26 protein-coding genes and 1 pseudogene are annotated in these 23653 nt (G+C 64.7%); 15 read left to right on the top strand and 12 right to left on the bottom strand.

The features are described from left to right. Positions 1–84: 84 nt before the first annotated feature. The 3 genes from AC07WS_RS17595 to AC07WS_RS17585 all read right to left on the bottom strand — a co-directional run bounded on the left by AC07WS_RS17595 (position 85) and on the right by AC07WS_RS17585 (position 2978). Positions 85–570 (bottom strand): glutathione peroxidase, encoded by a 486-nt coding sequence (locus tag AC07WS_RS17595; RefSeq protein WP_494730328.1) that lies wholly within the window; start codon positions 568–570, stop codon positions 85–87. A gap of 9 nt (positions 571–579) precedes the next feature. Beyond that, entirely contained in the window at positions 580–1716 is a 1137-nt protein-coding gene (locus AC07WS_RS17590) for a PilT/PilU family type 4a pilus ATPase (protein ID WP_494730327.1), read from the bottom strand. 218 nt (positions 1717–1934) lie between these two features. Continuing rightward, a complete protein-coding gene (locus AC07WS_RS17585) occupies positions 1935–2978 on the bottom strand; it encodes a type IV pilus twitching motility protein PilT (RefSeq protein WP_117012947.1) in 1044 nt (347 codons plus the stop codon). A 79-nt stretch (positions 2979–3057) separates the two neighbouring features. Here AC07WS_RS17585 and AC07WS_RS17580 point away from each other — a divergent pair, with 79 nt between their 5' ends. Both AC07WS_RS17580 and proC read left to right on the top strand, forming a co-directional pair. Continuing rightward, entirely contained in the window at positions 3058–3762 is a 705-nt protein-coding gene (locus AC07WS_RS17580) for a YggS family pyridoxal phosphate-dependent enzyme (protein WP_494730326.1), read from the top strand. A 2-nt stretch (positions 3763–3764) separates the two neighbouring features. Beyond that, on the top strand, positions 3765–4589 hold the full coding sequence (gene proC, locus AC07WS_RS17575; RefSeq protein ID WP_494730325.1) for a pyrroline-5-carboxylate reductase: 825 nt from the start codon (positions 3765–3767) through the stop codon (positions 4587–4589). 372 nt (positions 4590–4961) lie between these two features. On the opposite strand, the gene AC07WS_RS17570 is transcribed toward proC, so the two are convergent. Together AC07WS_RS17570 and AC07WS_RS17565 are read right to left on the bottom strand one after the other, a co-directional pair. Next, complete coding sequence (locus tag AC07WS_RS17570; RefSeq protein WP_494730324.1) at positions 4962–6083, bottom strand: SO2930 family diheme c-type cytochrome; 1122 nt, start codon at positions 6081–6083, stop codon at positions 4962–4964. Positions 6084–6091: 8 nt separating this feature from the next. Then, on the bottom strand, positions 6092–7351 hold the full coding sequence (locus AC07WS_RS17565) for a parallel beta-helix domain-containing protein (RefSeq protein ID WP_494730323.1): 1260 nt from the start codon (positions 7349–7351) through the stop codon (positions 6092–6094). A 134-nt stretch (positions 7352–7485) separates the two neighbouring features. On the opposite strand from AC07WS_RS17565, the gene AC07WS_RS17560 reads away from it, so the two are divergent. Then, complete coding sequence (locus AC07WS_RS17560; protein ID WP_494730322.1) at positions 7486–7785, top strand: high-potential iron-sulfur protein; 300 nt, start codon at positions 7486–7488, stop codon at positions 7783–7785. A gap of 77 nt (positions 7786–7862) precedes the next feature. Here AC07WS_RS17560 and AC07WS_RS17555 read toward each other — a convergent pair whose 3' ends face one another. The 3 genes from AC07WS_RS17555 to AC07WS_RS17545 form a co-directional block, all read right to left on the bottom strand. Further along, on the bottom strand, positions 7863–8210 hold the full coding sequence (locus AC07WS_RS17555) for an ElaB/YgaM/YqjD family protein (protein ID WP_494730321.1): 348 nt from the start codon (positions 8208–8210) through the stop codon (positions 7863–7865). Between the two features lie 83 nt (positions 8211–8293). After that, positions 8294–9148 carry a 4-hydroxybenzoate octaprenyltransferase gene (gene ubiA, locus AC07WS_RS17550; protein WP_494730320.1) on the bottom strand — a complete coding sequence of 285 codons (855 nt, stop codon included), beginning with the start codon at positions 9146–9148 and terminating at the stop codon, positions 8294–8296. Between the two features lie 69 nt (positions 9149–9217). Then, positions 9218–10153, bottom strand: coding sequence for a hydrogen peroxide-inducible genes activator (locus AC07WS_RS17545; protein WP_494730319.1), 936 nt, complete (start codon positions 10151–10153; stop codon positions 9218–9220). A gap of 109 nt (positions 10154–10262) precedes the next feature. Between AC07WS_RS17545 and AC07WS_RS17540 the strand changes: the two genes are divergently transcribed. From AC07WS_RS17540 to AC07WS_RS17500, 9 genes are read left to right on the top strand one after another with little or no spacing between them, the layout of a single operon-like run. Beyond that, positions 10263–11447 (top strand): PilT/PilU family type 4a pilus ATPase, encoded by a 1185-nt coding sequence (locus tag AC07WS_RS17540; protein ID WP_494730318.1) that lies wholly within the window; start codon positions 10263–10265, stop codon positions 11445–11447. Positions 11448–11459: 12 nt separating this feature from the next. After that, entirely contained in the window at positions 11460–11942 is a 483-nt protein-coding gene (gene rfaE2, locus AC07WS_RS17535) for a D-glycero-beta-D-manno-heptose 1-phosphate adenylyltransferase (RefSeq protein WP_494730317.1), read from the top strand. 20 nt (positions 11943–11962) lie between these two features. Beyond that, the gene (locus AC07WS_RS17530) at positions 11963–12286 is read left to right on the top strand and encodes a hypothetical protein (protein ID WP_494730316.1); all 324 of its coding nucleotides are present in this window, start codon (positions 11963–11965) and stop codon (positions 12284–12286) included. Between the two features lie 35 nt (positions 12287–12321). After that, a complete protein-coding gene (locus tag AC07WS_RS17525; RefSeq protein ID WP_494730315.1) occupies positions 12322–12825 on the top strand; it encodes a hypothetical protein in 504 nt (167 codons plus the stop codon). A gap of 15 nt (positions 12826–12840) precedes the next feature. Then, positions 12841–13926, top strand: a complete 1086-nt coding sequence (locus AC07WS_RS17520) for a c-type cytochrome (RefSeq protein ID WP_494730314.1) — start codon at positions 12841–12843, stop codon at positions 13924–13926. Between the two features lie 9 nt (positions 13927–13935). After that, positions 13936–15672: a cytochrome c oxidase subunit I gene (gene ctaD / locus AC07WS_RS17515; RefSeq protein ID WP_494730313.1), complete on the top strand. Its 1737-nt coding sequence runs from the start codon at positions 13936–13938 to the stop codon at positions 15670–15672. After that, a complete protein-coding gene (locus AC07WS_RS17510) occupies positions 15669–16253 on the top strand; it encodes a cytochrome c oxidase subunit 3 (protein WP_494730312.1) in 585 nt (194 codons plus the stop codon). The genes ctaD and AC07WS_RS17510 overlap by 4 nt, the downstream gene beginning before the upstream one ends. Beyond that, the gene (locus AC07WS_RS17505; RefSeq protein ID WP_494730311.1) at positions 16250–16915 is read left to right on the top strand and encodes a heme-copper oxidase subunit III family protein; all 666 of its coding nucleotides are present in this window, start codon (positions 16250–16252) and stop codon (positions 16913–16915) included. Before AC07WS_RS17510 ends, AC07WS_RS17505 begins: the two co-directional genes overlap by 4 nt. A gap of 8 nt (positions 16916–16923) precedes the next feature. After that, the gene (locus tag AC07WS_RS17500; protein WP_494730310.1) at positions 16924–17229 is read left to right on the top strand and encodes a cytochrome C oxidase subunit IV family protein; all 306 of its coding nucleotides are present in this window, start codon (positions 16924–16926) and stop codon (positions 17227–17229) included. 55 nt (positions 17230–17284) lie between these two features. On the opposite strand, the gene AC07WS_RS17495 is transcribed toward AC07WS_RS17500, so the two are convergent. Then, on the bottom strand, positions 17285–17860 hold the full coding sequence (locus tag AC07WS_RS17495; RefSeq protein ID WP_494730309.1) for a DUF6624 domain-containing protein: 576 nt from the start codon (positions 17858–17860) through the stop codon (positions 17285–17287). A 348-nt stretch (positions 17861–18208) separates the two neighbouring features. On the opposite strand from AC07WS_RS17495, the pseudogene AC07WS_RS17490 reads away from it, so the two are divergent. Both AC07WS_RS17490 and AC07WS_RS17485 read left to right on the top strand, forming a co-directional pair. Then, positions 18209–18817, top strand: a pseudogene (locus AC07WS_RS17490) (hypothetical protein); the annotation flags it as partial. Positions 18818–19334: 517 nt separating this feature from the next. Beyond that, a complete protein-coding gene (locus tag AC07WS_RS17485; RefSeq protein ID WP_494730308.1) occupies positions 19335–20540 on the top strand; it encodes a cbb3-type cytochrome c oxidase subunit I in 1206 nt (401 codons plus the stop codon). 51 nt (positions 20541–20591) lie between these two features. On the opposite strand, the gene AC07WS_RS17480 is transcribed toward AC07WS_RS17485, so the two are convergent. The 3 genes from AC07WS_RS17480 to AC07WS_RS17470 are packed head-to-tail and all read right to left on the bottom strand — an operon-like array spanning position 20592 to position 22578. Then, complete coding sequence (locus AC07WS_RS17480; RefSeq protein WP_494730307.1) at positions 20592–21329, bottom strand: substrate-binding periplasmic protein; 738 nt, start codon at positions 21327–21329, stop codon at positions 20592–20594. Positions 21330–21333: 4 nt separating this feature from the next. Continuing rightward, on the bottom strand, positions 21334–21804 hold the full coding sequence (locus AC07WS_RS17475; protein WP_494730306.1) for a tRNA (cytidine(34)-2'-O)-methyltransferase: 471 nt from the start codon (positions 21802–21804) through the stop codon (positions 21334–21336). A gap of 21 nt (positions 21805–21825) precedes the next feature. Further along, positions 21826–22578, bottom strand: a complete 753-nt coding sequence (locus tag AC07WS_RS17470; protein WP_494730305.1) for a ComF family protein — start codon at positions 22576–22578, stop codon at positions 21826–21828. 71 nt (positions 22579–22649) lie between these two features. Between AC07WS_RS17470 and AC07WS_RS17465 the strand changes: the two genes are divergently transcribed. Beyond that, positions 22650–23576 carry a methyltransferase domain-containing protein gene (locus AC07WS_RS17465; protein WP_494730304.1) on the top strand — a complete coding sequence of 309 codons (927 nt, stop codon included), beginning with the start codon at positions 22650–22652 and terminating at the stop codon, positions 23574–23576. Positions 23577–23653: the final 77 nt, after the last annotated feature.

The following is a 23653-nucleotide window of genomic DNA, read 5'->3' as shown; positions in this document are numbered from 1 at the left end:
ACCGAAAAGTTAACCGAAAGCACGTTTTTTGGAAAACGTTTTCACTCTTTTTACAATTTTTTATAGGCCGGCGCTGGCGCGGTCTTATTCCGCCAGCAGTTTTGTGATGTCGGCGGCAAGTTCTTCGGGCTTGGTGGCGGGGGCGTAGCGCTTGTAGACGCTGCCGTCCTTGCGGATCAGGAACTTGGTGAAGTTCCATTTGATGGCCTCGGTGCCGAGGATGCCGGGGGCGTCCTTTTTTAGTTTAATAAACAGCGGATGGGCGTTGTTGCCGTTGACGTCGATCTTGGCGAACAGCGGGAAGGTGACGCCGTAGTTCTTTTGGCAGAAGGCGCCGATCTCGTCGGCCTGGCCCGGCTCCTGCGCGCCGAACTGGTTGCAGGGAAAGCCCAGCACCACCGCGCCCTGGTCCTTGAACTGCTGGTAGATCGCTTCCAGGCCCTGGTATTGCGGCGTGAAGCCGCATTTGCTGGCGGTGTTGACGATCAGCAGGACCTGGCCTTTATACTGGTCCAGCTTGACGGGAGTGCCGGACAGGCTGTCGGCGGTGATGTCGTAGAGTGTGTTCAAAAGTTTTCCTTAGATGAGGCCGAGGTGTTCGGTGCCGGCCGAGAGATCGCGGTTCTTGGCGGCCTTGCCTTCGAGCTTGATGGCCAGGCGCAGGTCGTTGACGGAGTCGGCGTTGCGCAGCGCGTCCTCGTAGGTGATGAGGTCGGCCTCGTGCAGGTCGAACAGCGACTGGTCGAAGGTCTGCATGCCCAGCTCGCGCGACTTCTTCATCAGCTCCTTGATCTCGTGGACTTCGCCCTTGAAGATCAGGTCCGAGATCAGCGGCGAGTTGAGCATGATCTCGATCGCCACCGCGCGGCCCTTGGATTCCTTGCGCGGAATCAGGCGCTGGGAAATCATGCCCTTCAGGTTGAGCGACAGGTCCATCAGCAGCTGCTGGCGGCGTTCCTCGGGGAAGAAGTTGATGATGCGGTCGAGCGCCTGGTTGGCGCTGTTGGCGTGCAGCGTGGCCAGGCACAGGTGGCCGGTCTCGGCGAAGGAGATCGCGTGGTCCATGGTTTCGCGGTCGCGGATCTCGCCGATCTGGATCACGTCCGGCGCCTGGCGCAGCGTGTTCTTCAGCGCCACCGCCCAGTCGTCGGTGTCGACGCCGACCTCGCGCTGGGTGACGATGCAGTTCTTGTGCGGGTGGACGTACTCGACCGGGTCCTCGATGGTGATGATGTGGCCGTAGCTGTTCTCGTTGCGGTAGCCGACCATGGCCGCCAGCGTGGTCGACTTGCCCGAGCCGGTGGCGCCGACCATGATCACCAGGCCGCGCTTGGACATGACCACGTCCTTGAGCACCTCGGGCAGGCCGAGGTCTTCGAGCTTGGGGATCTCGCTGGTGATGGTCCGCAGCACCATGCCGACCGAGCTCATCTGCACAAACGCCGACACCCGGAAGCGGCCCAGGTCGCCGGGGCTGATGGCGAAGTTGGCTTCCTTGGTCAGCTCGAAGGAGGCGGTTTGCTTGTCGTTCATGATGGAGCGGGCCAGGTCCATGGTGTGGGCCGAGGTCAGCACCTGCGAGGACACCGGCGTCATCTTGCCGTCGATCTTGATGGCGGGCGGGAAGCCGGCGGTGATGAACAGGTCCGAGCCCTTCTTGCTGGTCATCAACCGCAGCAGGTCGAACATGAATTTGGATGCCTGGTCGCGTTCCATGATGTGTCCTTTTTCATTAACAACTTTGGGGTCAAGTCTGACATTCGGACACGACCTCTGCCGTGGGCTTGGGGTCAAGTCTGACATTCGGACACGAGCTCAACCCTAGGCAGCACCTACGGTTGAGCTCGTGTCCGAATGTCAGACTTGACCCCATTGTTTGGGTTGAGCCCGTGTCCGAATGTCAGACTTGACCCCATTGTTTTTGACCCCATTTTTTAGCCGGGGAAGTTGTCCGGCGTCTTGGCGGCGTTGCGGGCGGTGGCGGCGCTGATCACGTTGCGCCGTACCAGGTCCGTCAGGTTCTGGTCCAGGGTCTGCATGCCGACGTTGCTGCCGGTCTGGATCGCGGAGTACATCTGCGCGATCTTGGCTTCGCGGATCAGGTTGCGGATCGCCGGCGTCGCCACCATGATCTCGTGCGCCGCCACGCGGCCGTTGCCGTCCTTGGTCTTGAGCAGCGTTTGCGAGATCACCGCCTGCAGCGACTCCGACAGCATCGCCCGCACCATCTCCTTCTCGTCGGCCGGGAACACGTCGACGATGCGGTCGATGGTCTTGGCGGCCGACGAGGTGTGCAGCGTGCCGAACACCAGGTGCCCGGTCTCGGCCGCCGACAGGGCCAGGCGGATGGTCTCCAGGTCGCGCAGCTCGCCGACCAGGATGGCGTCCGGATCCTCCCGCAGCGCCGAGCGCAGCGCGTTGTTGAACGACAGCGTGTGCGGCCCCACCTCGCGCTGGTTGATCAGGCATTTCTTCGATTCGTGCACGAACTCGATCGGATCCTCGATCGTCAAAATATGGCCGTACTCGTTTTCGTTGAGGTGGTTGACCATCGCCGCCAGCGTGGTCGACTTGCCCGAGCCGGTCGGCCCCGTCACCAGCACCAGCCCGCGCGGCTTGAGCGCGAACTCGGCAAAAATCTTGGGCGCGTTCAGATCCTCCAGGCTGAGGATCTTGGACGGAATCGTCCGCAGCACCGCCGACGCCCCGCGCTCCTGGTTGTAGGCGTTGACGCGGAAGCGCGCCAGGCCCGGAATGGCGAACGAAAAGTCGCACTCCAGCATCTCTTCGTAGGCCTTGCGCTGGCCGTCGTTCATGATGTCATAGATCATGCCGTGCACGTCCTTGTGCTCCAGCGGCGGCAGGTTGATGCGGCGCACGTCGCCGTGTACCCGTATCATGGGCGGCAGCCCGGCCGACAGGTGCAGGTCCGAGGCCTTGTTCTTGACGGAGAATGCGAGAAGTTCGGAGATGTCCATTTATAATCCCTGTGCCTGACGTGGGTGAGGTGCCGCTGCGGCGCCTGTCTTTGTTTTTAACGATTTTTACTCGATGATTATGTCCCTGATCCCCCAGAACTTGCAAGCAATCACCTCGACAATTGTTGCCGCGGCCCAAGATGTTGGCCGTGCGCCGCAATCGGTGCAGTTGCTGGCCGTCTCCAAGACCTTCGGGCCGGACGCGGTGCTGGAGGCGGTGCGGGCAGGCCAGCGCGCCTTCGGCGAGAACTACCTGCAGGAGTCGCTCGACAAGATCGAAGCCCTGAAGGCGGCCGGCGCGCCGGCGCTGGAGTGGCATTTCATCGGCCCGATCCAGAGCAACAAGACGCGCCCCATCGCCGAGCACTTCGACTGGGTGCATACGGTCGAGCGCGAGAAGATCGCGCAGCGGCTGTCCGAGCAGCGGCCGGCCGGCATGGCGCCGCTGCAAATCTGCTTGCAGGTGAATATCAGCGGGGAAGCCAGCAAGAGCGGCGTGGCCCCGGCGGAACTGGCGGCGCTGGCCCACAAGGTCGCTGCGCTGCCCAACCTCACCTTGCGCGGCCTGATGGCGATCCCCGAGCCGGCCGAAGACTTTGCGCAGCAGCGGGCCGCGTTCGCCCAGCTGCGCGTGCTGTACGAGCAGTTGCGCGCCGATGGCCTGGCGCTCGACACGCTGTCGATGGGCATGTCGGCCGATCTGCGCGCCGCCATCGCCGAGGGCGCGACCATCGTGCGCGTCGGCAGCGCCATTTTTGGTTCACGAAACTATCACAAGGCTTGATGATGAAAATAGCATTTATCGGCGGCGGCAACATGGCCACCGCCCTGATCGCGGGACTGGCCAACAAACTCACCGCCGGCGCCAACATCCATGTGGCCGACCCGAACGCGCAGGCGCTGGCCCGCCTGCACCAGCACTTCGGCGTGACCACGGCCAGCGGCGCCGATGCCGCCGTGTCGGCGGCGGACGTGATCGTGCTGGCGGTCAAACCGCAAAGCATGCGCGAAGTGGCGGCCCAGCTGCTGCCGCTGATCGACAAATCCAAACAGCCGCTGATCGTCTCGATCGCGGCCGGCATCCGCATCGTGGACCTGTCGCGCTGGCTGGGCGGCTACAGCGCCATCGTGCGCTGCATGCCCAACACGCCGGCGCTGATCGGCATGGGCATCACCGGCATGGCGTGCACCCTCGGCGTGAGCGCGCAGCAGAAGCAGGCGGCGGACGATATCCTGAGCGCGGTCGGCCAGACCGTGTGGCTGGACGACGAGTCGCAGATCGACGCGGTGACGGCGGTGTCGGGCAGCGGCCCGGCCTACGTGTTCTACTTCATCGAGGCGATGCAGCAGGCCGCGCAGGAGATGGGCCTGAGCGCGGAGCAGGGCAGGCAGCTGGCGCTGGCCACATTCGCCGGCGCCTCGCAGCTGGCGGTGCAGTCGAGCGAGCCGGTGTCGCTGCTGCGCGAGCGGGTGACGTCGAAGGGCGGCACCACCTACGCGGCGCTGACCAGCATGGAGGCCGGCGGTGTGAAGGGCGCGATCATCCAGGCGATGAAGGCGGCCCAGCAGCGCGGCAAGGAAATGGGCGACGAGCTGGGTTCCTCCAACTAAAGCGGCGAACTTGTTCTGCCAAACAAGGCTGACCCGGCTGTGGTCTGGCATATACATTTGGCACATACAACGGAGAGTGATGCCATGGCTACCCTATCGAGGCCATCCAAGCCTGAAGAGGCCAAGCTATTTCGCAACAACCGTAGCCAGGCGGTGCTGATTCCTGTAGGAAGCTCCGCTTGGGCCGGAAGATCGGTTTCCAGCCATGGACGATATGCCCGCCCAGACGGAGAATATGTTTTGAGCGCATATCTGTTGGGCACTACCATCATCAGGGAGGTGCTGTGCCAACCGCCTGGCCGAGTATCTCGTTTATCACCGCATGAAAGTCATGGGGCGCCATCTCACCGCCTTCACTGCATGAACGAGCCGCTAGGCGCCGTCGCAGCCTTGCTTCATCGCCGCGATCCAGGCGCGTATCAGTTCCACGCCTTCCTTGTGCACCGAGCCGCGCCCCAGTTCCGGCATCATGATGCCGGTCTGGTCGGAGCTTAGCCGGTAGACCATGATCGACTCGTCCGGCTTGCCCGGCGCGATGCCGTAGCCATGGCCGCCGGTGCCGGCGCCGGCCGCCACCGGCGGCTTGCACAAACCCAGATGCAGATCCGCCGGCGCGCCCATGTTCAGATGCAGCGCCGTGGTGTTGGCCGCGCCCTTGTCGTTGTGGCAGTGGGCGCAGTTGATGTCCAGGTAGGCGCGGGCGCGGGCGTCCAGCGTCTGGCCCTGGTCGCGCCAGTTGGCGTTGTGCGGCGCGCTGGATGCCGCGTTGGCCGGCACGCCGGTCAGATAACCGATGCGCGCCAGGTAATCGAGCTGGTTGACGCTCACACCGTCGTAGCTGTAGCTGCGGTTCATATGCCGCGCCTTCGGGCCGATGGGCTGGAACTGGCGCGACTTCACATCGGCCACGTGGCAGGACGCACACTGGTTCACGTTCGGCACCACATAGGTCAGCGGCTTGCGGCTGCGGTCCTCATGCACCACTTCCAGCGGCACCTGGTCGCCGGTGCGCGACAGCACGGCCTCGGTCTGATCGGCGTTCCAGACGTAGGGCAGGGCGATCCAGCCGTCGGCGCGGCGCACCAGCAGCCGCGTTTCGATCAGCCGCACATCGGCCAGATCGAGCTTGTCGCCGCCGCTCTTGCCGGTGTCATAGGTGGCCAGCACCGCCTTGGCGGAACCGTCCGCCTTCGGATAGTAGAAGGTCTTGCTGATGATGGTCCCGACCGGGAACTCGAAGCTGGTGTCGGCGTTGTAGACGGCGCTCTGGCCCTTCGGCATCCACACGGTACGCAGCTTCTGCGCGTAGTCGGTGAACAGCGGCGTGTTCAGGTCGTACGGCACCACGCCGGCGTTCAGGATCAGGCGGCCGCCGGAGACGGCCATCAAATGCCAGTCGCTCAACTTGGCCGGATTGCCGTCGGTGATAAAGCTCACCGGAGCCTGGGTCTGCGTGCATGCCGCGAGCAGCAGCGCGCACGTCGCTGAGGTCAATCTCGCCATCATGACTGCGCGGCGAGTTGCGTGATGGTCACCGGCGGCAGCTTGGCCAACGCGCAGCGGAACGGCGCCGCGTCCTTGCTGGGGTTCTTGTATTTGTTCGGGCCGTCGGCGTTCAGCACGTCCACGCCATCCTGGATGCAGATGCGCTGCTCGGCCGGCAGCACGCCCTTGACCAGCAGCTTGGTGTCGACGTAGCCGTCCCACAGCACGTCGGGCAGGTGGCCGCCGATGCCGTACATGGCGATCTTCAGCGCCTTCAGATCGAGGCCGTCGGGCGAATCGCCGCCGCCCTTGAAGCGGTTGCCGTACACGTAGATCGCCTTGGGATACGGGTCGTAGCCGGCGGCCACGCCTTTCTCGGTGTAGTAGCCGGTGGAGTGGTAGCTGGAGATGATGACGTTGGCGGTCTGGTTGTCGGTGACGTCGTTGTCGAAGATCTCCACTTTCGAGTTGGAGTTGATGACGATGCCGGAACCGGCCGGCACGCTGGCCACGGCCGTGCCGCGCGCGGCGAAGTTGCCGAGGTTGTTCTTGTCGACCTTGTTCTTGTACACGCGGGTGCTGTGTCCCGGCTGCGACAGGTTGGGCATGTTGAACACCAGGATGCCGCCGGTGTTGTTGGTGGCGACGTTGTCGTAGACGTCGGCGTTGATGGTGTTCTCGATCTCGATGCCGGCCACGTTCTGCTCGGCGCGGCAGCGGCGCACCACGACGCCGTTGGACTGGCCGACGTAGATGCCGGCGTCGGACGCGGCGATGGCCACGCTGTCCTCGATCAGCACGTTGCGCGTCTTGACCGGGTAGATGCCGTAGGCGCCGTTGGTGACCTTGGAGCCGCCGGTCCACTGCACCTTGACCTTGCGGATGGTGATGTTGTCGCCGTCGTTGATCTTCAGGCCGTCACCCTTGGAGTCTTCGATGGTCAGGCCCTCGATGGTGAAGTTGCTGGCGTAGACCAGCATGCCCTCGGGTCCGGTGACCTGGCCCTTGAACGAGAGGATGGTCTTGTCCATGCCGGCGCCGCGCACCGTGACGCCGTTGCCGCGCAGGGTCAGGCCGCTAGTGAGATGATAGGTGCCGGCCGGGATCTCGACCACGCTGCCGGGTTTGGCGTCGAGCAGCTGCTCCTGCAGCTTCTTCTGGAACGCCGCGTCGGCGCTGGCTTGTTCCGCCGAGACGGGCGCCTCGGTCTTGCCGCAAGCACCCAGCAGGGCGCTGATCGTACCGCAAAGAGCAACTGCGCGTATGGCCTTGTACATGTCGTCCCCTCATGCTAATTATTAGATGTAGAGTGCTTGGCAACATTGAGTATAGCAGCATGTTTTCGGTAGCAAGCGCGTATCATTGCCGGGTTCGTACCATGTGGCGCGACAGCGACGGAAAGGGAAAAAAGATGACGAATCGCCGAGTTTTTTTGTTGAACACCTGCGCCGGTCTGGCCGCTGCCACGCTGGGCTGCAAGGCCTGGGCCGAGGACCGCGTGCCGCTCAAGGAAGACGAGCCGCTGGCCAAGGAGTTCAACTATGTGATTGACGCCGCCAAGGTGGACGGGCACAAATTCCCCGACTTCAAGGCCGGCGACCAATGCAGCAAGTGCCAGATCTACGAGGACGGCCCGAACAACATGGGCGGCTGCGCCATCTTCCCCGGCAAGCTGGTGGCCGCCGGCGGATGGTGTACCTCGTTCGGCTGACAGGAACTTAAGGCGGCTCGCGGCACTTGGCTGTTGGTGGTTCAGGCGGCGAGCGGATATCAAGAGATGCTGCGAAATTACTTACGGGCGATCAGTAACCCGACGACGACGCCAAGCGCCGCGCCCAAGCCCACCGATTTCCACGGATTGTCGCGCACATAGACGTTGGCCGATTCGGCCGCGCCGCGGCTGCGGGCGATCAGGCTGTCCTCCAGCTTGCGCAGGTCGGTCCTGGCGGTGCGCAGTGTGTCGTCGAACCGCGCGCGGTTTTCCGAGGTGGGCGTCGGCTCCCTGGCGGCATCCTTCAGCCAATCCTCGGCCTCGCCGATGGCGTGCTTCAATTCGTTCATCAGCCTGTCGCGCGCGGCGGCGCTGGCGGACTGGTTGTCGGCCACGCCTTTGCCGTTCTGTTGAATCTGATCCATGATGACCTCATCGGGTGTCGGTTGGAAGGGGATAGCCATTGTAGGCAGCGGCCGCATAATCGCTTTGCGCTGCCTCAATCGGGCTAACGCATCGCATAGTCCAGCGCCACGCCCGCGAACACCGCCGCGCCCAGCCAGTTGTTGTGGCGGAAGGCGTAGAAGCAGGGATCGCGCTCGCGGCCCCGGATCAGCGTGTAGTGATAGCAGGCTATGCCCGCCGCCACCGCCACCCCGCCGGCAAACCACACGCCCATGCCCAGCTGCCAGCCGCAGGCCAGCAACAGGCCCAGATGCACGGCGTAGCACAGCATCACCGCCGCCACGTCGTGGCGGCCGAAGGTGATGGCCGAGGTCTTGATGCCGATCTTCAGGTCGTCGTCGCGGTCGACCATGGCGTATTCGGTGTCGTAGGCCACGGCCCAGAACACGTTGCCCAGCAAGAGCACCCAGGCCACAGTCGGCACCGTGTTCTGGATCGCGGCGAACGCCATCGGGATGCCGAAGCCGAAGGCGATGCCCAGGTAGGCTTGCGGGATCGCGAAGAAGCGCTTGAAGTAGGGGTAGGTGCCGGCGATGACGACGGCCGCCACCGACAGCTGCTTGGTCAGCGCGTTCAGCGGCAGGATCAGGCAGAACGACAGCACCGCCAGCGCCCCGGCGATCGCCAGCGCTTCCTTGCCGCTGATGCGCCCGCTGGTGATGGGCCGCTGCGCCGTGCGCTTGACGAATTTGTCGAAGTCCTGGTCGGCGTAGTCGTTCATCGCGCAGCCGGCCGAGCGCATCAGCAGCGTGCCGAGCGAGAAGATCAGCACCAGCGTCAGGCTGGGCTTGCCGTTGGATGCCAGCCACAGTGCGCATAGGGTCGGCCACAGCAACAGCAGCGTGCCGATGGGTTTGTCCAGCCTGACCAGGCGAAAATACAACTCCAGCTTGTTCATGGATAGTGCCGCTTGAAGGGAAAGATCAGGATTATCGCAAATCCTGGCGCGACCGGCGCAGTGGCTACACTAATCGTCGGCGCAGAGGGTGGTGATGCCGGGCAGGTTGCAGGCTGCCACCACTTCGCACACGGCGTCGATGGCGGCCTTGCGGGTGAAGCTTTTACGCCACACGATGACCACCCGGCGCGACGGCGCCGGCGCGTCGAACGGGCGGAACTGCAGCATGCCGTCCTTGGCGTCCATGTCCGGCACCGAGGCGCGCGGCAGCACGGTCAGGCCGATGCCGCTGGCCACCATGTGGCGGATGGTCTCCAGCGACGAGCCCTCGAAGGTGCGCTGCATGCCGTTGCCCGGCGCGGAAAAACGCGCCATTTCGGGGCACACCTCCAGCACCTGGTCGCGGAAACAGTGTCCGTTGCCAAGCAGCAGCATGTTTTCGGTCTTCAGGTCGTCGGCGGGGATGGTGCGGCGCTTGGTCCACGCATGCTGGGATGGCATCGCCACCACGAAGGGCTCGTCGTACAGCGCCTGCATGGCCATGCCGTGCTCGGGCAGCGGCAGCGCCATGATGGCGGCGTCCAGCTCGCCCTGGCGCAGCATCTCGATCAGGCGCACGGTGAAGTTCTCCTGCAGGATCAGCGGCATCTGCGGGACTTTGTCGATCATGCCCTTGACCAGCGGCGGCAGCAGGTAGGGGCCGATGGTGTAGATCACACCCAGGCGCAGCGGGCCGGCCAGCGGGTCCTTGTTCTGCTTGGCGAGTTCCTTGATGGCGGCGGTCTGCTCCAGCACGCGCTCGGCCTGGGCGACGATCTGCGCGCCCAGCGGGGTCACGGAAATCTCGGCGCCGCCCCGTTCGAACAGCACCACGCCCAGCTCATCTTCCAGTTTCTTGATGGCGACCGAAAGCGTCGGCTGGGCGACGTAACAAGCTTCGGCCGCATGTCCGAAGTGTTTCGCTCGTGCAACGGCGACGATATATTTCAGTTCGGTCAGTGTCATGAATGTATTTGAACACAGGCAATGCTGGGATGCAATAATTAACCCGTATTGTAGCGAATGGTGTCGATATAATGCAGCGTATGTTGGCGCCACCCATCGAAAGGCAAGCATGTCCTCCACATTTGGTCCAGAAGAAGCGCAAGCCTATCTGCACAAGCTGCTGAAGGTGATGCATCACACCGGCGGTTCGGATTTGTTCATTTCCGCCGATTTCCCGCCGAGCATGAAGTCGCAGGGCGCGATGAAGGCCCTGAGCCAGCAGAAGCTCACCGGCAGCGTGACGCGCGCGCTGGCACTGTCGATCATGAACGAGAAGCAGAAGCGCGAGTTCGAGGCCGAGCTGGAATGCAACTTCGCCATCTCGCTGCCGGACGTGTGCCGCTTCCGCGTCAACGTCTTCGTGCAGCAGCAGAATGTGGCGATGGTGATACGGACCATCGCCTCGGAAATCCCGAACTTCGAAAAGCTTGACCTGCCCGAGGTCCTGAAGGAAGTGATCATGACCAAGCGCGGGCTGGTGCTGGTGGTGGGCGGCACCGGCTCCGGCAAGTCGACCACGCTGGCGGCCATGATCGACTACCGCAACGCCAACTCGGCCGGCCACATCATCACGGTGGAGGACCCGGTCGAGTACGTCCACAAGAACAAGGGCTGCCTGATCACGCACCGCGAGGTGGGCGTGGACACGCTGTCCTGGCACAACGCGCTCAAGAACACGCTGCGCCAGGCGCCGGACGTGATCCTGATCGGCGAGATCCGCGACACCGAGACCATGGAGCACGCGATCGCGTTCGCCGAGACCGGCCACCTGTGCCTGGGCACGCTGCACGCGAACAACTCCAACCAGACCATGGACCGCATCATCAACTTCTTCCCGGAGGAGCGGCGCAACCAGCTGCTGATGGATTTGTCGTCCAACCTGCGCGCCATCGTCTCGCAGCGGCTGGTGCGCACCGAGGACGGCAAGGGCCGCAAGGCGGCGATAGAAATCCTGCTCAACACGCCGACCATCGCCGAGATGATCTTCAAGGGGAACTTCCAGGCGATCAAGGAAATCATGCACAAGTCGCGCGAGCTCGGCATGTGCACTTTCGACCAGGCGCTGTACGAACTTTATAATAAGGGCTATATCGCTTACGAAGAGGCGATCCGCAACGCCGACTCGGCCAACGGCCTGCGGCTGCAGATCAAGCTGCGCGGCGACCGCAAGGAGCCCGGCGACAACAGTCCGGCCACCGCCGATACGCTCAGCATGCAGATCGACGACGAGCCGGAAGACGAAGAAACCAAATAACCGAAGAACCCCATGCCTCAATTTGAATCCAAGATCTGCACCCGTGAACAACTGGCCGCGCGCGTGGCCGCGCTGCCCAAGCCGGTGGTGCTGACCAACGGCGTGTTCGACATCCTGCACCGCGGCCACGTCACCTATCTGGCGCAGGCGCGCGCGCTGGGCGCCTCGCTGGTGGTGGCCGCCAACACCGACGCCTCCGTCAAGCGGCTGGGCAAGGGCGACGACCGTCCGCTCAACAACTGCGCCGACCGCATGGCGGTGCTGGCCGCGCTGGAATCGGTGAGCCTGGTGGTGGACTTCGACGAGGATACGGCGCTGGAGGTGGTGCGGCAGGCGCGGCCGGAAATCTACGCCAAGGGCGGCGACTACCGGATGGACGCCATCCCCGAAGGCCAGGCCGTGCTGGCCTACGGCGGCCAGGCAGTCGCCATCGACTTCGAGCACGACCGCTCGACCACCAAGCTGCTGACCAAGGTGCGCGCCCAGCGTCCCTGATATTCTGCCGATACCCTGATATGCGACTCCTGATCGCCGCCTTCGCGGCGTTGGTGTTCCTCGGCGTGCTGTGGGGGCCGGCGTTCGCGGTCGCGCTGCGCCGCTGGCGGCGCGGCGACGCGCGCGCCTTCCGCCAGCTGCGCTTCCTGTATCCGGCCCAGCTGATCGCCACGGTCTCGCTGGCCTTCGCGGCCGACCTGCTCGGCCTGCGCAATCCGGCCGCGCTGGCCGTCGCCAGCACGGTCTGCGTCAGCGCGGCCGGCGCCGGCGCGCTGGCTTTGCTGCTGAGTTTCTCCCCGCGTTCCAATCGCGCGCCGGCTGACAGGGTCCGAAAAAAATCCTAGACTGATCCTCCCACACGTCGCTTCGGGAGGACATCATGGAACTGCATCTGCAATCACATCAGTGGCAAGCGCGCTGGCCGGACTGGGGCGCCGCGGCGGTCGCCGGCTTCGGCGCCGGCGGCATGCTGATGCTGCTGGAACTGAGCTGGTCGTCCCTGACCAGCGCCACCGATCCCTGGCTGGCCACCCACATGATCGCCGCGATGGTGATGAGCTGGGACGTGCTGCAGACCAGCGGCTACAGCCTGGGCGTGACGGTGGCCGCGCTGCTGGTCCACTATGCGCTGGGCGTGGCGTTCGGCGTCATGCTGGCCGCGATCATGGCGCCGTTCCGGCTCGATTCCAGCATCCCGATGGCGCTGGCGGCCGGCGCGGCGTTCGGCCTTTTGCTGTATGTGCTGAACTTTTACGGCATGGTCGGGGTCTATACATGGTTCGCAGCGCTGCGAGGGTGGCCGACAGCCATCGCCCACGTCATCTTCGGGATGACCGCAGCCTTCATTTATCTCAAGCTGGAAAGGCCGGACAGGCCGCGTTAGCTTTCGGAAGGCACCATGGCGTTAGCACTGATACTGATCCTGATCGTGGTTGGCGCCCTGGAATTTCATTACATGAGTCCATGGTGGCTCACGCCCATCGCTTCCAACTGGCGGCAGATGGACGAGGCCTTGCTGCTGACCTTTATCATCACCGGCGTGGCCTTCGTTGCCATCAACCTGTTCGTGGCATACGCGGTAGTCACGTTCAGGCACCGGGAAGGCGTGCGCGCGGCGCCCACGCACAGCGGCACGCGGCTGGAATGGTGGCTGGTGGGCGCCACCACGGTGGGCATCGTCGCGCTGCTTGCGCCGGGCTTGTCGGTGTACGCCAAGCTGATCGATCCGCCGCCCGGCGCGCTGGTGTTCGAAGTGCTGGGCCAGCAATGGCAATGGCATTACCGCCTGCCGGGCAAGGACGGCAAGCTGGGCGGCACCGATGTGCGCTTCATCAGCAACAGCAATCCCTACGGCCTCGATCCCGCCGATCCCGCCGGCCAGGACGACGTGCTGGTCGAGGGACAGGAGGTGCATATTCCCCTTGGCCGGCCGGTGCGCGTGCTGCTGCGGGCGCAGGACGTGCTGCACGATTTCTACGTGCCGGAATTCCGCGTGCGCATGAACATGGTGCCCGGCATGGTGACCTCGTTCTGGTTCACGCCGTCGCGGGTCGGCCGGTTCGAGGTGATGTGCGCGCAGCTGTGCGGCATCGGCCATTTCAACATGCGCAGCTACGTGGCGGTCGACGACGAGCCGGAGTACCGCGCCTGGCTGGCGGCGCAGCCGACCTTTGCCGGCGTGGCCACCACCGCCGGCGACGAACCCGGCAAGCAGGGGCGCCTGCTGGCGCAGTCGCGCGGCTGCGCGGCCTGCCACAGCGTCGACGGCAAGCCCGGCGTGGGGCCGAGCTGGAAGGGGCTGTTCGGCAAAAACGAAACAATGAACGACGGCGCCAGCGTGCGCGTGGACGAGGCCTATCTGCGCGAATCGATTACCAGGCCGTCGGCGCGCATCGTCAAAGGCTATCAACCGATCATGCCGGCGCAGCAGCTGAGCGCGGCCGAGGTGGCGCAGCTGGTCGACTACATCAAGACCATCAAATAGGAGGCGGGCATGGGCTATGGCGGCGAGCATCCTCACAGTTTCTGGACCCGCTATGTGTGGAGCCAGGACCATAAAGTGATCGCGATCCAGTACACCGTCACGGCGCTGGTCATCGGGCTGGTGGGCATGGTGCTGTCGGACCTGATGCGCTTGCAGCTGGGCTTTCCGGGCCGCTTCGCCTTCATCGACGCCGGCCGCTACTACCAGTTCATGACCATGCACGGCATGATCATGGTGGTGTATCTGCTGACGGCGCTGTTCCTGGGCGGCTTCGGCAACTACCTGATCCCGCTGATGGTGGGCGCGCGCGACATGGTGTTCCCCTTCCTGAACATGCTCAGCTACTGGTTCTACCTGCTGGCGGTGCTGATCCTGGCGGCCAGCTTCTTCGTGCCCGGCGGGCCGACCGGCGCCGGCTGGACGCTGTATCCGCCGCAGGCCATCCTGCCCGGCACGCCGGGCACGGAGTGGGGCATCGTCGTGATGCTGGTGTCGCTGCTGGTGTTCATCGCGGCCGCCACCATGGGCGGGCTGAACTACGTCACCACGGTGCTGCAGGCGCGCACCGAGGGCATGACCTTGATGCGCATGCCGCTGACGGTGTGGGGCATCTTCACCGCCACCATCCTGGCGCTGTTCGCGTTTCCGGCGCTGTTCGTCAGCGGCGTGATGATGTTGTTCGACAAGGCGCTGGGCACCAGCTTCTTCGTGCCGGCGGTGGTGTCGATGGGGCGGCACCTGCCGCACCAGGGCGGCAGTCCGCTGCTGTTCCAGCACCTGTTCTGGTTTTTCGGTCATCCGGAGGTGTACATCGTGGCGCTGCCGGCGTTCGGCATCATCTCCGACCTGATCAGCGTGCATGCGCGCAAGCAGATCTTCGGCTACAAGATGATGGTGTGGGCCATCGTCGTGATCGGCGGCTTGAGCTTCGTGGTCTGGGCGCACCACATGTACGTGAGCGGCATGCACCCGTACTTCGGCTTCTTCTTCGCCACCACCACGCTGGTGATCGCCGTGCCGACCGCGCTCAAGGTCTACAACTGGACGCTGACGCTGTGGCGCGGCGACATACACCTGACCGTGCCGATGCTGTTCGCGGTCGGCTTCATCAGCACCTTCGTCATCGGCGGCCTGACCGGGCTGTTCCTGGGGAACGTCAGCGTCGACATTCCACTGTCGAACACGTATTTTGTGGTCGCGCACTTCCACATGGTAATGGGCGTGTCGCCGGTGCTGGCGGTGTTTGGTGGCCTGTATCACTGGTTCCCCAAGGTCAGCGGGCGCATGTACGACGCGATGCTGGGGCGCGTGCATTTCTGGATCACCTTTGTCGGCACGTATCTGATCTTCTTCCCGATGCACTACCTGGGCCTGCTCGGCATGCCGAGGCGCTACTACGCCTACGACCACTACGCCTTCATTCCCGCCTCGGCCCAGGCGCTGAATGCCTTCATTACCATCGTCGCGCTGGTGGTGGGCGCGACGCAGCTGCTGTTCGTGCTGAACCTGTGCTGGAGCGCGGTGCGCGGGCGCGCGGCAGGCGGCAATCCGTGGCGCGCGGCCAGCCTGGAGTGGCACACGCCGCGGACGCCGCCGGAGCACGGCAACTGGGGCGAGCGCACGCCACAGGCGTATCGCGGCGCCTACGAGTATGGCCTGCAGGACGGCGACAGCGACTACCTGCCGCAGGACCAGCCGCCGGATCAGGTGCGCCAGGCCGGGCCGGCGCGCGGGGAGGCGCCATGAATCCCAGTCTCTACCTGGTGGGCGAGCGCGCCGACGCGCTCAGGCGGCGCACCGGCTTGTGGGTGTTCATGGGCGTGGCCGGCATGCTGTTCCTCCTGTTCGGCAGCGCCTACCTGATGCGCATGGCGGCGTCCGACTGGCGCCCGCTGCCCTTCGTGCCGGCGCAGCTGTGGCTGAGCACGGCGCTGCTGGTGGCCGCCAGCGTGGCGTGGCGGCGCGCCGCGCACGGCCGGGGCGCGCGGGCGGTGCGCACCGCCTGTGTCGCGGCCTGTGCCTGTTCGCTGGCCTTCGTGGCGTCGCAGCTGTGGGCGTGGCGGGCCATGGAGGCGGCCAGGCTGACGCTGGACGCCAATCCGGCCAACAGCTTCTTTTACCTGATCACCGGCCTGCACGGTGTGCACGTGATAGGCGGCCTGGCCGCGGCCGGCTGGGCGTGGCGCGACCTTGGGCGCGACAGCGTGACCGTCCAGCTGTGCGCGCGCTACTGGCATTTTTTGCTGGCCCTGTGGCTGGCCATGTTCGGCCTGCTGTTCGGCGTGACGCCGGAGCTGGTGAATCAAATCTGCGGAGGCGGCCCATGAACAAAGCTAGCGAAACGGCCGGCTGGCAAGGCATGGTGGCGGACTGGTCGGGCGACCGCGCCGCCTTCCGCGTCCCGTGGGGCAAGGCGATGATGTGGATCTTCCTGCTCAGCGACACCTTCATCTTCGGCAGCTTCCTGACCGGCTACATGTCGGTGCGCATCGCCACCACGGCGGCCTGGCCCAACCCCAGCGAGGTGTTCGCGCTGACCATCGGCGGCGCCAGGCTGCCGCTGATCCTGATCGCCATCATGACCTTCGTGCTGATCACCAGCAGCGGCACGATGGCGATGGCGGTCAACCACGCCTACCGGCGCGAGCGCGGCCGCTGCGCCGCGCTGATGTTGCTGACCGCCGCGCTGGGCGCGACCTTCGTCTGCATGCAGGCCTTCGAGTGGAGCAAGCTGATCGGGGAGGGCGTGCGGCCGTGGATCAATCCCGACGGCGCGGCGCAGTTCGGCGCCTGCTTCTTCATGATCACCGGCTTCCACGGCCTGCACGTGACGGCCGGCGTGATCTACCTGGCCATCGTCGCGCGGCGCGTGCTGCGCGGGCACTACGAGCGCGGCGGCAACTACGACATCGTCGAGATCGCCGGCCTGTACTGGCACTTCGTCGACCTCGTGTGGGTGTTCATCTTCGCGCTGTTTTATCTCTGGTAGGAGCCGTCATGCAAGCCGCCACCCATCCGATCGGCCTGTACCTGAAGGTTTGGCTGCTGCTGTTCGTGCTCAGCACGTTTTCCTACCTGGTCGACTTCTTTCACGCCGAAGGCTATCTGCGCTGGATGCTGATCCTGCTGCTGATGCTGGCCAAGGCCGGGCTGATCGTGGCGGTGTTCATGCACCTGCGTTGGGAACGCGCCGCGCTGATCTACGTGGTGCTGGCGCCGCCGCTGTGCCTGCTGGTGCTGGCCTGGCTGATGTGGCTGGAATCGGGCTACACCCACTTCACCCGCCTGCTGTACTTCCGTTGATGGCGCAGGCTGCCGCACCGCGGCCGCCACGCCGAGCGCCAGGGCGCGCGCTGGGTCAGGGAGCGTGGAATGGAGGCAGGCCCATTTTTTTTCGTCGCCGGTTCAGATTTTGGGGATCGGCAATGGGGGCCACCTTGTTGCTTCCGTACTCAAATTCCGTACCGTACAGTTGCGGCTTCCCTTGCTTGACCAGGATACGATCGACCAGCATCGCAAACACGCGATTGGGGATCTCGCCCCGCTTGTTTGCGGCCTTCAGCAAGTCCAGATGCTTGAGCTGGTAGTCCAGTTCGGCGTGCTGAACAATCAGGAACGCCGAAAAGGCTGCGCGGTTCTTGTCCAGGCCTCCGGGCCAGCCGCAGCGCGCGATCAATTTGTCCAGCGTGAGTTGATTGCTTTCGTCGGTATTTGAAATGGTCACTTCAAGCTGGTCTTTTTCTTTCAGATCGACGTGCTCGTTTCTATTTTCCTGCTCCAGTATCTGGATATACCTGCCCCTTAAGGCCTGATCGTCCCGGTGCATTTTGGCGTATGTTTCAGACAGCGCCACTTTTTCGCAGTCGTCCGCCAGCGCGAATTTGGGAAGTGCCGTCACCAGCAAGGCGCACACGCAAAAGCCATATATGTTCATTCTCGGGTTCCGTAGGAGTCAATTTTTTAGAGGACGCTGCAGCCGCGCGCGCAACGAGAATAACTGAACTAGACAAGAATGTATACTTTAATGAAATGGCAAGCCTGGGCCGCCGCGCCCGCTGGAGGTGGTAGCTATCGTACTGTTGATTGCCGGCGTGGCGTGGTCGGTGTGCTTGCGCGCGGCGCCGCGGTCCATGCGTCGCGCGCCCTGTTCGGGTTCCTGAGCGCGCTAACGCACAGAACCACGATGCCAAGGGTATATTCTGGGGAGCTGACGGACGGAGGCGGACGAGGCGCTGGTCCTTATTGATGCATAACGCAGGCTATAACGGGCGAAGGCACAATCATGAGTGAAGCCGCACTACCGGTAACCGAAGACGATGGCCCTCTCTCGCCCTGGTGGATACGCACGATACTGATCGTGATGGTGCTGGGGTTTGCCGGATTGATCGCGATTACTCTGCTGTCCTATCGGAACGCACCGCCCGTCCCGGCGCAGGTCGTCGATGCGCAAGACGGCGTGGTGTTCACCGGCGACGACATCGGCAACGGCCAGGCCGTGTTTCTCAAGTATGGATTGATGGCCAACGGCAGCATCTGGGGACATGGCGCCTATCTGGGGCCGGACTTTTCGGCCGCGACCTTGCACAGCATGGGCGTGCAGACCGCGGAACACATCGCGCGGCAACGCTACCAGCAGCCTTTTGCCGCGTTGTCGCGCCCGCAGCAAGCGGCGGTGCAGGGCGAAACCGTGCTGGCGCTGAAGACCAACCGATACGATGCGGCCACCTCGACCTTGCAATTTACCGCACCGCAGACGGCGACCTTCCACCAGCAGATCGCTTACTGGACGGAGTATTTCCGCGAACCCTCGCGCAATGGCGGACTCAAGGCCAACCTGATCACCGATGCCACCGAATTGCGGCAATTCACCGCCTTCGTCATATGGACGGCCTGGGCTTCGGTGGCCGAGCGCCCGGGCGCGGACTATTCCTATACCAACAATTTTCCCTATGATCCCAGCGTCGGCAATCTGCCCACGTCCAGCGCCTTGTTGTGGAGCGCCCTGAGCCTGATGGTTCTGCTGGCCGGCATTGCGGCCGTGCTGTTGGCGTTCGGGAAGTTCGACTACCTCGGCTGGATCACACGCGGCCATCAGGTGCACCCGCTGCTGCTGCCGGGGACATCGAGCCGGGGACAAAACGCCTTGGTGAAATTTTTCGTGGTCGTGGCACTGCTGTTGCTGGCACAAGCGCTGGTGGGCGGCGCCGTCGCCCACTACCGCGCGGATCCCGGCAGTTTCTATGGCTTCCAGCTGGAGCGCGTCTTTCCGAGCAACCTGATGCGTACCTGGCACTTGCAGACGGCGATCTTCTGGATCGCCACCGCCTATGTCGCCGCCGCCCTGTTTCTCGGCCGTTCGCTGCGCACCGACGAGCCGCGCTGGCTGGCTGGCGGGCGCCATCCACGTATTGTTCGCCGCCTTTGCGCTGGTGATCGGCGGCAGCCTGCTGGGCGAATGGCTGGGCATTGCACAGCTGCTTGGCAGCTGGTGGTTCTGGCTAGGCGACCAGGGTTGGGAGTATCTGGAACTCGGCCGTGCGTGGCAGTATTTGCTGGTGGTGGGCTTGCTCGGCTGGTTCGGCCTGCTCTGGACACTGGTGCGGCCGGCGCAGCCGGCAGTGCGGCCCATCGTCCAGATGTTCCTGATCGCCGCGCTGGCCATCCCGGTGTTCTATGTGCCGGCGCTGTTCTTTGGCGCCAAGACCAATTTCACCGTGGTCGACACCTGGCGTTTCTGGATCATCCACTTGTGGGTGGAAGGATTTTTCGAATTCTTCGCCACGACGGTGGTGGCACTGACGTTCTATCAACTTGGCCTGACGCGCCGCAATGTCGCGCTGCGCGTGATCTATCTCGACGCCATCCTGTATTTCCTCGGCGGGCTGATGGGCACCGGCCATCATTGGTATTTCAGCGGACAAACCAACGTCAACATGTCCCTTTCGGCGCTGTTCTCGGTGCTCGAGGTGGTGCCGCTCACCTTGTTGACTCTGGACGCGTGGGATTTCGTGCGCACCACGCGCGGCGCCCGCGACGCCGGCGGCAAGCCGATCGCCCTGCCGCACCAATGGACGTTTTATTTCCTGATGGCGGTGGGCTTCTGGAACTTTGTGGGGGCCGGCATTTGCGGATTCCTGATCAATCTGCCCATCGTCAGTTACTACGAGGTCGGCACGCAGCTGACCCCGAGCCACGGCCACGCCGCGATGATGGGCGTGTTCGGCATGCTGGCGATCGCGCTGATGGTGTTCGTGCTGCGCCAGACCAGCGACGATGCGCGCTGGGCCGGCATCGAAAAATACATCCGGGTCGCGTTCTGGGGTTGCAACGGCGGCCTGGCGATGATGGTGGCCATGAGCTTGTTCCCCAGCGGCGTGCTGCAGGTGTGGGACGTGCTGCAGAACGGCTACTGGCACGCGCGCAGCCTCGACTACATCGGCAGCGAGCGTTCGCGCCTGATTGAATGGCTGCGCCTGCCTGGCGACCTGGTGTTCATCCTGTTCGGCGCGGTGCCGCTGGTGATCGCATCGATCAAGGGCTATCTGGGCGTGCGGGAAACTGGGGTCAAGGAAACTGGGGTCAAGTCTGACATTCGGACACGAGCTCGGCCGTAGTGCGCGCACTAGGGCCGAGCTCGTGTCCGAATGTCAGACTTGACCCCACCGTCAGCGCGGCATTTCCTTCTCGTAGCCGTACTGCACGTAGATGCGGCGGATGGTGCCGTCGCGGTACATGCCGTGCAGGATGTCGTTCAGGCGCGCCACCTCGGCCTTGTCCATGTCCTTGTGGCAGGCCAGGTACATCTCGGCGTGCGCGAAGGCCAGCACCTGTTCGAAGTCGTCGATGCCCAGCTCGCGCTGCAGGAACAGCCCCGACATCCGTCCCACCGACCACAGCTGGATGCGCTGCTTTTGCAGCTTGGGCGGATTGAGCCTGTCGTTGGGCACGGTCGCCACGCGCAGCTTGTGCTCGCGCAGAAAGGTGACCGAGGCGTCGCCAATGAAGGTGCCGATCTGGTAGCCGGCGGCCTCGTCCAGGCTGTTGAGCTTGATGTGGTCGTCGCGCCGCGCGAACAGCACCCAGTTGTTCTGCCCGATCGGGCCTATCCACTGGTAGTTGTTCTCGCGCTCGGGCACGCGGGCCGTGGTGTACAGGCAGGAATTGGCGGTGGCCATGGTCAGCACCATCGCCCGCGCCCACGGCGCGACGACGGGAGCCGTGGTCGGCAGGCCGGCCCGCTGCATCAGCTCGGCGACGATCTCGGCCGACAGCCCGACCACCTTGCCGCTGCCCTTGTCGACCCAGCTGAAGGGAGGGTAGTCCTCGGTGTACAAGGTCACCGGCTCCGCCGCGTGCGCGCTGACCAGCAGCGTCAGGCACAACAGGGCGGGGCGGATGACCATGGCTTCAGGCTCCGCCGGCGTAGCCGTTCTGTCGCCAGGCCTCGAACACCACCACGGCCACCGTGTTCGACAGGTTCAGGCTGCGGTTGTCGGGACGCATCGGCAGGCGGATGCGCTGGGCCGGCGGGAAGCTTTCGCGCAGGGCCGGGTCGAGGCCGCGCGTCTCCGAGCCGAACACGAACACGTCGCCCGGCCGGAAGGCGGCGTCCGCGAACGGCGACGAGCCGTGCGTGGTCATGGCGAACATGCGGGCCGGGTCCGGCTGCACGGCGGCCAGGAAGGCTGGCCAGTCCGGGTGGACTTGCATCCGCGCGTATTCGTGATAGTCCAGGCCGGCGCGTTTGAGCTTGGAGTCTTCCAGCGGGAAGCCCAGCGGCTCGATCAGGTGCAGCTGCGCGCCGGTGTTGGCGCACAGCCGGATCACGTTGCCGGTGTTCGGTGGAATTTCGGGTTGGACTAGTACGACATGAAACAAAGCGGTTCTCCTCTATCAAATTCAATGCGGCGGCGTGCGGGCGAACACCAGGTTGCTCACGCGCGCCGCGCCGTGGCGCTTGAGCGTGGCCGCCAGTTCGTTCAAGGTGGCGCCGCTGGTCATCACGTCGTCCACCACGCCGACGTGGCGCCCTTGTACCAGCGCCATGTCCGGGATCGCGAACGCGCCGGCCAGGTTGTGCCGCCGCCGCTCCGGCGTGACGCCGCTCTGCGCCGCCGTCTCGCGCACCCGGCAAGCCAGCTGCGGATGCAGCGCCACGCCCAGGCTGCGCGCCAGCGGCCGCGCGATCTCCAGGGCTTGATTGTAGCCGCGTTCGGCCAGCCGGCGCGGCCCCAGCGGCACCGGACAGAGCAGGGCGGGCAGCGTGAAGCCGGGTTGCTGCAGGACGGCGTCGCGCAGCAGCCGGGCAAACAGTGTTGCCAGCGCGAGACGGTGGCCGAATTTCAGCTGCAATACCAACTGGTCCAGCGGCATGGCGTAATCGGCCGCGGCCAGCGTGACATCGAAGGCGGGCGGCCGGGCGCGGCAGCCGCCGCACAGCTGGCCGCGCGCCGAGTCCGGCAAGGGATTGGCGCAGCGGGGGCAGCGCACGGCGCCGCCGCCGAAGAACTGCGCGGCGCAGGCTGGACACAGCAATTCGCCGCAGGCGGCCGCGCACAACGCGCACGAGGCCGGCAACGCGCCACGCAACAGGGCCGCGCCGCCGCGGTGGAGCAGGGCGCGCATCGTGCCGATTGTCGGGGAAGCAAGCATCGACGCTCCAGGACGCGTTTGCGTTCAACCATGTACACTGCCGACATTATCGCACTACACCGAACCACATCATGCAAGTCCCCGCAAATCCCCCGAAGTTGAGCGCCCCCATCGACCAGGTGCGCGTGCGCGCGCTGTTTGCCCGCCCCGGGCGTGTCGCGCCCTCCGATTTCCTGCGCCGCGAAATCGCCGCGCGCATGTTCGACCGCCTGGAGCTGATCAAGGTCGCGCCGCAGCGCGTGCTGGACGCCGGCTGCGGCGCCGGTGCCGATCTCGCACTATTGCAAAAATCCTATCCCGCCGCCCACATCCTCGGCATCGACGCGGCCGAAGCCATGGCGCGCGCCGCGCAGGGCCCGGCCGCGAAGCCGTCGTCGCTGAACCAGCTGTTGAGCAAGCTGTTGCCGGCCAAGACAGGCATCGATACGCTGTGCGGCGATTTCGCCGAGCTGCCGCTGGGCCCCAATTCGGTGGACCTGGTCTGGTCCAACCTGGCGCTGCACTGGCATCCCCAGCCCGACCGCGTGTTTGCCGAATGGCGCCGCGTGCTGCGCGTGAACAGCCTGCTGATGTTCTCCTGCTTCGGCCCGGACACCCTGCGCGAACTGCGCGCCGCCTTTGCCGAGGCCGACCTGGCCCCGCACGCGCTGCCCTTCGTCGACATGCACGATTTCGGCGACCAGCTGGTGCAGGTGGGCTTTTCGACGCCGGTGCTGGACATGGAAGTCATCACCGTCACCTACGACACGCCGCAAGCGCTGCTGGCCGACGTGCGCGCGCTGGGCGGCAATCCATTGAGCACGCTGCGGCGCGGCCTGATGGGCAAACAGGCGTGGCGGCGCATGCTCGACACGCTGGAAAAAGGCCGCCGCGCCGATGGCAAGCTGGGCCTGACTTTCGAGGTGATTTACGGCCACGCCTTCCGTCCGGCGCCCAAAACGACCTCCAAAGGCGAGGCCATCATCCGCTTTGATTTGCCGCGAAAGCCGCGCCAATAGCGGGTTTGCGGGCACTCTGTGGCGCCACGGGCTACGCCATAGTTGTGATTTGGATTATTTCTTGATGTGGATCGTTT

Source organism: Duganella sp. GW821-FHT01E12 (assembly GCF_059422325.1).
This window is presented reverse-complemented; position numbering and strand designations above follow the sequence as displayed.